Origin of the sequence: Rhodococcus sp. YH1 (assembly GCF_009939605.1) — a bacterium.
Taxonomy (GTDB): domain Bacteria; phylum Actinomycetota; class Actinomycetes; order Mycobacteriales; family Mycobacteriaceae; genus Rhodococcus; species Rhodococcus aetherivorans.
Genome location: NZ_WVTE01000090.1, coordinates 1 through 9,102, shown reverse-complemented (window position 1 = coordinate 9,102; position 9,102 = coordinate 1). Strand labels below are relative to the sequence as shown.

The following is a 9,102-nucleotide window of genomic DNA, read 5'->3' as shown; positions in this document are numbered from 1 at the left end:
GCCGGCACGCGACCAGAGTCAGGAGATGGTGGCTGCCGAGCGCCCGCGCGGAGTGTTCAGCCGGCAGCTGTTCCTCGGCGAGAACCTCGACACCGACAACATCGAGGCGACGACGAACTTGTCGCCCTCACGCCAGGCGTCCATGGGCATCACCGCGGGACGGGCCGCCGTGCCGAGAACCTGCTGCGCGAAGCGGTCGAGCTCGCGGAACGGATCGGTGCGCATCAACATCGTTTCCACCTCCACAGACTCTCTTCGTGCCGGTTGAGGAGAGCGGTCGATCTATGCTGGCCGCTACACCTTTCTTGTACCACTCACAACACAGCGGGGCAAGGAATTGTTCCCGGAAACCCCTCGAATTCCGCGCGGACGGACGACAATCCGCCTCGCAAAACCTCCCGCGCGCGGCCGGTGCCGGTTACGCTCGACCTACCGCATGATGCCGCGGTCGTTCCGGGGTGCCGTCTCAGGCCGAGCGGAGCACCCGGCGCCGCAGCGACATCGCCGCCCCCGGGAGGCGCAAGGAGGCACCATGGTTGTCACCGAGACGAAGGCCGTTCGCCCGTATCCGCCGCGGTATGCGCCCAAGGGCTCGACGTTCTACAAGCTGGTCACGACGACCGACCCGAAGATGCTCGGGCTGATGTACATCGTGACCTCGTTCGCCTTCTTCCTGATCGGCGGGCTGATGGCCCTGCTGATCCGCAGCGAACTCGCCGTCCCGGGCATGCAGTTCCTGTCCAACGAGCAGTACAACCAGCTGTTCACCATGCACGGCGGCATCATGCTGCTGATGTACGCGACCCCGATCGTGTTCGGGTTCGCGAACTACATCCTGCCGCTGCAGATCGGCGCGCCCGACGTCGCGTTCCCCCGGCTGAACGCGTTCAGCTACTGGCTGTACCTGTTCGGCGCCTCCGTCGTGGCCTTCTCCCTCGTCACCCCGGGCGGCGCCCCGGACTTCGGGTGGACCTCCTACGTTCCGCTCGCGGACGACCTGCACAGCCCCGGTGTCGGCGGAAACCTGTGGTTCGCCGGTCTGGCCGTCGCCGGTCTCGGCACCATCCTCGGCGGGGTCAACATGATCACCACGGTCGTGTGCCTGCGTGCCCCCGGCATGACGATGTTCCGGATGCCGATCTTCACCTGGAACATCTTCATCACGATGATTCTGATCCTGCTGATCTTCCCGCTGCTGACCGCCGCGTTCATGGGAGTGCTGGTCGATCGCGTGCTCGGCGGCAACATCTACGACCCGGCCAACGGCGGGGTGATGCTCTACCAGCACCTGTTCTGGTTCTTCGGCCACCCCGAGGTGTATGTCATCGCGCTGCCGTTCTTCGGCATCATCTCCGAGGTCATTCCGGTGTTCTCGCGCAAGCCGATCTTCGGCTACACCGGCCTGGTCTACGCGACCCTGGCGATCGGCGCCCTGTCGATGGCCGTGTGGGCGCATCACATGTACGCCACCGGCGCCGTGCTGCTGCCGTACTTCTCGTTCATGACGTTCCTGATCGCGGTGCCCACCGGCGTGAAGTTCTTCAACTGGATCGGCACCATGTGGCGGGGGCAGGTGACGTTCGAGACCCCGATGCTGTTCGCGGTCGGCTTCATCATCACCTTCCTCTTCGGCGGCCTGACCGGCGTGGTCCTCGCCAGCCCGCCGCTGGACTTCCACGTCCACGACTCCTACTTCGTCGTCGCGCACTTCCACTATGTGCTCTTCGGCACCATCGTGTTCGCCACCTACTCGGGCATCTACTTCTGGTTCCCGAAGATGACCGGGCGGCTGATGGACGAGCGCCTCGGCAAGTGGCACTTCTGGCTGACCTTCCTCGGCTTCCACACCACATTCCTGGTGCAGCACTGGCTGGGCAACGAGGGCATGCCGCGCCGCTACGCCGACTACCTGCCGTCGGACGGGTTCACCACCCTCAACACCATCTCGACGATCGGTGCCTTCACCCTCGGCGTGTCGACCCTGCCGTTCCTGTGGAACGTGTTCAAGAGCTACCGGTACGGGCAGGTGGTGATCGTCGACGACCCGTGGGGTTACGGCAACTCCCTCGAGTGGGCCACCACCTGCCCGCCGCCGCGGCACAACTTCTACGAGCTGCCGCGCATCCGCTCCGAGCGCCCGGCGTTCGAGCTGCACTACCCGCACATGGTGGAGACCATGCGGGCGGAGGCGCACGTCGGCGTCGGCCGGCGCCACGCCGCCGAGGTGGCCGAGGAGCCCCACGTCCGGGACACCGCCGAGCGGACACCGCCGAGCACCTGATTCGGACGGATCGGTGTAATCGGGCTCCCGCCGGGGTATCTGGAGCGCACGCCCCTCACGGCGGCGGGCATTCGAGAACCACTTCGGCGGGAGGCCTGGTGTCCACTGACGCGATCGTGTTGTTGAAGGAAGACCACAAGGAGATCCGGAAGCTGTTCCGCGAGTTCCGCGGAGCGGACGACGGCGACGAGAAGGGCCGGATCGTCGGCCGGATCATCGAACTGCTGACGGTGCACACCTACATCGAGAACGAGGGCATGTACCCCGAGGTGCGCGCGCTGCTGCCCGACCTCGAATCGGACATCCTCGAATCGTTCGAGGAGCACCACGTCGCGGACGTCCTCGTGACGGAGCTGGCCGGGATGAAACCCGACGCCGAGCGGTTCGACGCGAAGACGACCGTCCTCATCGAGAACGTCGAGCACCACATCGAGGAGGAGGAAGAGGAGTGGTTCCCGAGGGTGCGGGAGGCACTCGGCCGTAAGCAGCTACAGGAGATCGGGGCGCGGATGCTCGAGCTGAAGGAGAAGGCCCCGCACTCCCCCGCGCAGCCCTCGGCCCTGAAGAAGACGATCGACGCCGTCGTGAGCTGACGCGTCGCCGGACCGGTTCCGGTCCGGCCCACGAAGGCCGGGGGTGCAGAGTTGCTCTGCACCCCCGGCTACTACGTTCCGGCAGTGTCGAGGAAACCGCTCCGCGCGGACGCGTCGGATGCCCCGCGTCCCGAGCGGCTGCCGCGGTATGCGTCGCGGCGGAACGGCACGAGCCAGCGCGGCCACAGCTCGACGGCCGCCGGGTGGTTGAGCACCGGATCGAACGACGGCTGGGCCTCGTCGGAGGCGGGCACCGCGGACTCGAGCGTGACGCGGCCGGCCGGCACGAGCGGCCCACGGGCCGAGGCCACGTGCAACGAGAACAGCAACGGGACGCCGTGCCGGGCCAGTTCCAGGACGGACGTCGAGGACGGCTGGTCGCCCTCCGGGAACGCGAAGATCCACCGCGGCGCGAGGTCGACATTCGTGCGATAGGCCATGAGGGAGCCGTACCGCGCGGTCGACCAGCCCCGGGCCGGCAGCAGGACCGCCCTGGTGGGCACGTGCAGGGTGGCGAGCAGGATGTCCCACGGGCCGTCCTCGAGGGAGAACCGCAACGCCAGACCCAGGATGTCGGGCACGCCGTCGGGCGTGCCCACGGCGCCGGACAGCCGCGCGGTGACCGGCACCCGCGCCGGTGCCGGAACCGGCCACCACCGCGAATCCAGTTCCGCGACGCCCCGGAAGAGCACCCCACGTGGATGGAACACCCGCGCCCCGCGCAGCGCGGAGGCGGCTCGGAACGGCCCGGAGAACACCGAGTGCAGCGAGATCATGCGCCCCGCATACCCGGGGTACCCACAGCCCAATCGGTCCGCGCTCACTCGACGAGCGAGGCCACCTCGTGGTCGGTGAGCGTGGTCTGCGGCACGCGCCCGGCGTCACGGGCCAGCAGCACCGCCCGGTACAGCGGCCGCTGCTCGAGCCCGGCGTCGCGGGCCTCCGCCCGCAGCTGCTCCACCAGCACCGACGACATCGCGGCGGCCGAGGCCAGCTCGCTCGCCGCCAGCGCGTCGGCGAGTCGGCGCAACGCCAGTACGTCGAGCTCCCGGCAGCCGCCGTTCGCGTACAACGCCAGCGGAACCGACACGAGCCGATCCCCGTCGTTGAGCCGCAACACCACCTGACTCACCCGCAGCGCCGACACCACCAGCTCGACCCCGGCGAGGTTGCGCAGCTCCACCCGCCGGGTGCGCAGCGCCCCCTTCGCGGTGACCGTGGTGCCGTCGATCCAGCGGTGCCGGCGCAGCACCGCCAGGGCGCCCACCGCGGGCGGCACCCCGACGAGCACACCGAACACGACCGCAACCAGCGGGCTGGACACCAGGTACACCAGCAGACCGGCCACCACGCCGATCAGGAGGGAGAACACCGCGACTCTCCCGGCGCGGGGCGCGAGCACCCGCGTGGGGATCAGGTCCAGACGGGTCGGCGCGGGACGGGCCGACGGGTCAGGTGCGGGCAACGACGTCCCCGACCCGGGCGACCACGTCGTCGAGCGGCACGGTGTGCTGTTCGCCGGTGCGCAGGTCCTTGACGACGATCTCGCCGGCCTCGAGTTCGCGCTCCCCCAGCACGAGCGCGACCACGGCACCGGAACGGTCGGCGGCCTTCATCGCGCCCTTGACGCCGCGACCGCCGTACGCCAGGTCCACGCGGATGCCGGCGGCGCGCAGCCGGTGGGCGATCGGCACCAGCGTCGACTTGGCGGCCTCGCCCATCGGCACGCAGAACACCTCGCAGCGGGCGGGGCTGCCTGCGGTCCTGCCCTCGGCGGCGAGCGCGAGGACCGTGCGGTCGACGCCGAGCCCGAAGCCGATACCGGAGAGCGGCTGGCCGCCGAGCTGCGCCATCAGGCCGTCGTAGCGGCCGCCGCCACCGATCCCGGACTGGGCGCCGAGCCCGTCGTGGACGAATTCGAACGTCGTCTTCGTGTAGTAGTCGAGGCCGCGCACCATGCGCGGGTTGATCGTGTACGGCACGCCGAGCGCGTCGAGATGCGAGAGCACCTCGTCGAAGTGCGCCTTGGCCGTGTCGGAAAGGTGGTCGAGCATGAGCGGCGCGTCGGCCGTCATCTCCCGCACGTGGGGGCGTTTGTCGTCGAGCACCCGCAACGGGTTGATCTCGGCGCGGCGGCGGGTCTCCTCGTCCAGGTCCAGCTTGAACAGGAACTGCTGCAACAACTCCCGGTACTGCGGGCGGCACGTCTCGTCGCCGAGGGACGTGATCTCGAGGCGGAACCCCTCGAGGCCCAGGCTGCGGAATCCGGCGTCGGCGACGGCGATGACCTCGGCGTCGAGGGCCGGATCGTCGACGCCGATCGCCTCGACGCCCACCTGCTGCAGCTGGCGGTACCGGCCGGCCTGGGGGCGCTCGTACCGGAAGAACGGGCCCGAGTAGCTCAGCTTGACGGGCAGCTGGCCACGGTCGAGGCCGTGCTCGATCACCGCCCGCATCACACCCGCGGTGCCCTCCGGGCGCAGCGTGACGGACCGGTCGCCGCGATCGGCGAACGTGTACATCTCTTTGCTGACGACGTCGGTGGACTCGCCGACGCCGCGCGCGAACAGTCCGGTGTCCTCGAAGATCGGCAGCTCGATGTGCCCGTAGCCGGCCAGCCGCGCCGCGCGGGTCAGCCCGTCGCGCACGGCGACGAACTCCGCGGACTGCGGGGGGACGTAATCGGGTACACCCTTGGGCGCCGAGAACGTGGAGGGCTTGCTCAACTGTCGCTGCTTTCTCTCGTCGGTGGATCGGAGGCCGGCCCGGGCCGGGTCAGCGGGAGCCGGCCAGCCCCACCAGGAACGGGTTCGACACCCGCTCCTGGCCGATGGTGCTGGACGGGCCGTGGCCGGGCAGGATCGCGGTGGCGTCGTCGCGCACGAGCAGTTTCGCCGCGATCGACGCGAGCAGCTGTTCGTGGTTGCCACCCGGCAGGTCGGTGCGGCCGATCGACCCCTGGAACAGGGTGTCGCCGGTGAGGGCGATCTCGACGTCGTCGCCGTCGGGGGTCGTCGCGTGGGTGCGCAGCACCACCGAGCCCTGGGTGTGCCCCGGGGTGTGATCGACGGCGAACCGGATGCCGGCGTGCTCGATCTCGTCCCCGTCGGCCAGTTCGATCACGGTCCGCGGCTCGGCGAATTCGGCGCCCTCGAGGAACGGCTTCAACGTCGGGCCGATGCCGCGCCCGGGATCGGTCAGCATGTAGCGGTCGTCCGGATGGATATAGGCCGGGATGTCGTAGCGGTCGGCGACGGCCTGCGCCGACCAGATGTGGTCGAGGTGCCCGTGGGTGAGCAGCACCGCGCGCGGCGTCAGTCCGGACCGGGTGAGAAAGTCGGCGAGGGGCTCGGCGGCATCCTGCCCGGGGTCGACGACGACGCATTCCTTCGCGTCGTCCTGCGCGAGGATGTAGCAGTTGGTCTGGAACATCCCGGCGGGGAATCCGGTGACGAGCACGGGCATCGCTCCTACGGTGTGGGCCTTCGCGTGGCCCCTACAGCCTAGGCCGGGCTCCCCGTCGCCCGGTTCTCAGGTTGGGGTGGCAGACTCGATCCGGCTCGAGCCGGGTTCCAGCGGCGACGCTGGGACCGGCAACGACGATCGGTTACGGGAGGACTACTGCAGTGCCGAGCAACGCACAGCGGCGCCAGGCCGCCAAACGCAAACTCGAGCGGCAACTCGAACGGCGGGCACAGCGGGCGCGCAAGCGCCGCCAGCTGACCATCGGTCTGTCGGCGCTCGGTGTGGCCGCGGTCGTCGCGGCGGGCGTCGGCATCTGGGTGCTCGGCCGCGGCGGCGACGACGCCGCCTCCACCGCGGCGTCGGAGACGACCGACCCGGCGCAGACCGAGTTCGCGGTGCTGCCCGCGGGCCGGTCGGAACCGCTGCCCGAATCGGTGAACTGTGCGTACCCGCCCGGCGGCGAACCGGCCAGGCCGGTGCAGCCGCCGCGCACCGACGGCATCCTCACCACCGGCGAGGGCAATACCGACATCAGCGTCAGTGTGGAGACCACCCAGGGCAACATCGGCCTGGTCCTGCACAACGACACCTCCCCGTGCACGGTCAACAACTTCCTGTCCCTGGCGTCGCAGGGGTACTTCGACGACACCGCCTGCCACCGCCTGACCACGTCCGACTCGCTCGCCGTGCTGCAGTGCGGCGACCCGACCGGCACCGGCGCCGGCGGCCCCGGCTACCAGTTCGCCAACGAGTTCCCCACCGACCAGTACGCGCCCGAGGATCCGGCGGCCACGCAGCCGCTGACGTACCCGCGCGGCACCGTCGCGATGGCCAACGCCGGCGCCGGCACCAACGGCAGCCAGTTCTTCCTCGTGTACGGCGACTCGATCCTGCCGCCGCAGTACACCGTGTTCGGCACCATCGACGAGACCGGCCTGGCGACCCTCGACACGGTCGCCGCCGCCGGGGTCGAGGGCGGCGGCCAGGACGGCGCGCCGGCCCAGCCGATCTCCCTGACCAGTGTGAGGATGGACTGATGACCCGTACCCGATCCGGCGCTGCCCGGGCCGCCGTGGCCGGGGTCGGTGTGGCGCTGCTGCTCACCGCCTGCTCCGGCGACCCGGACGACGGGTCCGCGACGTCCACGTCGAGCACCGCGGCCTCGGCACCGACGTCCGCACCGTCGCTGTCCGACTTCCCGGCCCTGCCCGCCCAGCGGGCCGAGCCGCTGCCCGATACGGTGAGCTGCGCGTACCCGTCCGACGGGCGACCGGCCGCGAAGCCGGTGCAGCCGCCGCGCGCCGAGGCCGTCCCCACCACCGACACCGACGTCACCGTGGCGACCACCCAGGGCGACATCGGGCTGGCCCTGCGGGGCGAGCTGTCCCCGTGCACCGTCGGCAGCTTCCTGTCGCTGGCCTCCCAGGGGTATTTCGACGACACCGACTGCCACCGGTTGACGACCGACCCGACGCTGTCGGTGCTGCAGTGCGGCGACCCCACCGCCACGGGTACCGGCGGACCGGGCTACGAGTTCGCCAACGAGTTCCCCACCGACCAGTACGCGGCCGGAGATCCGCAGGCGCAGAATCCGATGATCTACCCACGGGGCACGCTCGCGATGGCCAATGCCGGTCCCGGCACGAACGGCAGCCAGTTCTTCCTGGTCTACGGCGATTCGATCCTGCCGCCGCAGTACACCGTGTTCGGCACCATCGACGAGACCGGCCTGGCGACCCTCGACGAGATCGCCGCGGCCGGGGTGGACGGCGGCGGACCCGACGGACCACCGGCGGCGCCGACGACGCTGACCGCCGTCCGCACGGACTGATCCGGCGCGTCTCCCAACGCCCCGCCCACCCGCCGGTGGGCGGGGCGTTCGCGTCCCCGCCGCCGGCAGGGGTCTGTCGGATTGTGACGGGATCGTCTACTGTGCCGTGTCTGTGACCTCAGGTACCTCCATTGCTGCGCGCCTGGCCGCGACGCTCGGCGCAGCACTCGCGGCTGCGGCGTGTGCCGCTTCCGACACCGGGCCCGCCCCTGCCGCGCTGCGGGCGACGACCACCGCGGCCGCCACCTCCCCCGGCTTCGACCCGTCCGCCTATGTTGCGATGCCGCCGCGGCCGGAACCGGCGGCCGCCACCGTCGCCTGCGCGTTCCGTGCCGCCGGGCCGGCCGCGAGGACGGCGACCGTGCCCGCGTCGACGTCCGTGCCCGCGACCGGGACGGTGGAGCTGACGCTGACGACCTCCGCGGGTCCGGTCCCGCTGGTCCTCGAGCGCGCCGCAGCGCCGTGTGCGGTGCAGAGTTTCGTCGGCCTCGCCCGGCAGGGCTTCTTCGACGGGACCGAGTGCCATCACGTGACCGACGAACCGGGGATGCAGATGTTCCGGTGCGGCGACCCCACCGGATCCGGGACGGGAGGGCCCGGCTACACGTTCGCCGACGAGTACCCCGTCACGGTCGTCCGCGGGGAGAACGGCTATCTGCCGTCCCCCGTCGTGTATCCGCGCGGCACCGTCGCGATGGCCAACGCCGGGCACCGGGACAGCAACGGCAGTCAGTTCCTGCTCGTGTTCGGCGATTCCCTGCTGCAGCCGCAGTATTCGGTGTTCGGCACCGTCGGAGAACCCGGCCTGCGGGCGCTCGAGGAAGGCCGCCGCCGCGAGACCGGCCTCGATCCGGCTCATCCGCCACATGCGGATCACGCCGCGCACGTCGATGAGTGCCGAGGCGGCGACGAGGACGACCGCGGCGAGGGTC

Annotated in this window: 10 protein-coding genes; 6 read left to right on the top strand and 4 right to left on the bottom strand. The window is 70.6% G+C overall.

Annotated elements, in window-relative coordinates:
- The 3 genes from AIIKEEIJ_RS34290 to AIIKEEIJ_RS08960 form a co-directional block, all read left to right on the top strand.
- A partial coding sequence (locus tag AIIKEEIJ_RS34290) for an Hsp20 family protein (protein WP_443217098.1) occupies positions 1-268 on the top strand: 268 nt, incomplete at its 5' end.
- 264 nt (positions 269-532) lie between these two features.
- Positions 533-2,281, top strand: coding sequence for an aa3-type cytochrome oxidase subunit I (gene ctaD, locus AIIKEEIJ_RS08965; RefSeq protein WP_029543495.1), 1,749 nt, complete (start codon positions 533-535; stop codon positions 2,279-2,281).
- 98 nt (positions 2,282-2,379) lie between these two features.
- A complete protein-coding gene (locus AIIKEEIJ_RS08960) occupies positions 2,380-2,874 on the top strand; it encodes a hemerythrin domain-containing protein (protein WP_043798129.1) in 495 nt (164 codons plus the stop codon).
- 71 nt (positions 2,875-2,945) lie between these two features.
- On the opposite strand, the gene AIIKEEIJ_RS08955 is transcribed toward AIIKEEIJ_RS08960, so the two are convergent.
- From AIIKEEIJ_RS08955 to AIIKEEIJ_RS08940, 4 genes are read right to left on the bottom strand one after another with little or no spacing between them, the layout of a single operon-like run.
- Positions 2,946-3,650, bottom strand: a complete 705-nt coding sequence (locus tag AIIKEEIJ_RS08955) for a hypothetical protein (protein WP_006940995.1) — start codon at positions 3,648-3,650, stop codon at positions 2,946-2,948.
- A 44-nt stretch (positions 3,651-3,694) separates the two neighbouring features.
- On the bottom strand, positions 3,695-4,339 hold the full coding sequence (locus tag AIIKEEIJ_RS08950; protein WP_373867521.1) for a hypothetical protein: 645 nt from the start codon (positions 4,337-4,339) through the stop codon (positions 3,695-3,697).
- Positions 4,326-5,600: a histidine--tRNA ligase gene (gene hisS / locus AIIKEEIJ_RS08945; protein WP_006940998.1), complete on the bottom strand. Its 1,275-nt coding sequence runs from the start codon at positions 5,598-5,600 to the stop codon at positions 4,326-4,328. Before hisS ends, AIIKEEIJ_RS08950 begins: the two co-directional genes overlap by 14 nt.
- 49 nt (positions 5,601-5,649) lie before the next feature.
- Positions 5,650-6,333: an MBL fold metallo-hydrolase gene (locus AIIKEEIJ_RS08940; RefSeq protein ID WP_006940999.1), complete on the bottom strand. Its 684-nt coding sequence runs from the start codon at positions 6,331-6,333 to the stop codon at positions 5,650-5,652.
- A gap of 167 nt (positions 6,334-6,500) precedes the next feature.
- Between AIIKEEIJ_RS08940 and AIIKEEIJ_RS08935 the strand changes: the two genes are divergently transcribed.
- From AIIKEEIJ_RS08935 to AIIKEEIJ_RS34285, 3 genes are all read left to right on the top strand, one after another.
- Positions 6,501-7,376, top strand: a complete 876-nt coding sequence (locus AIIKEEIJ_RS08935; RefSeq protein ID WP_029543489.1) for a peptidylprolyl isomerase — start codon at positions 6,501-6,503, stop codon at positions 7,374-7,376.
- A complete protein-coding gene (locus AIIKEEIJ_RS08930; RefSeq protein WP_043798141.1) occupies positions 7,376-8,170 on the top strand; it encodes a peptidylprolyl isomerase in 795 nt (264 codons plus the stop codon). The genes AIIKEEIJ_RS08935 and AIIKEEIJ_RS08930 overlap by 1 nt, the downstream gene beginning before the upstream one ends.
- Positions 8,171-8,282: 112 nt before the next feature.
- A partial coding sequence (locus tag AIIKEEIJ_RS34285) for a peptidylprolyl isomerase (RefSeq protein ID WP_161995485.1) occupies positions 8,283-9,102 on the top strand: 820 nt, incomplete at its 3' end.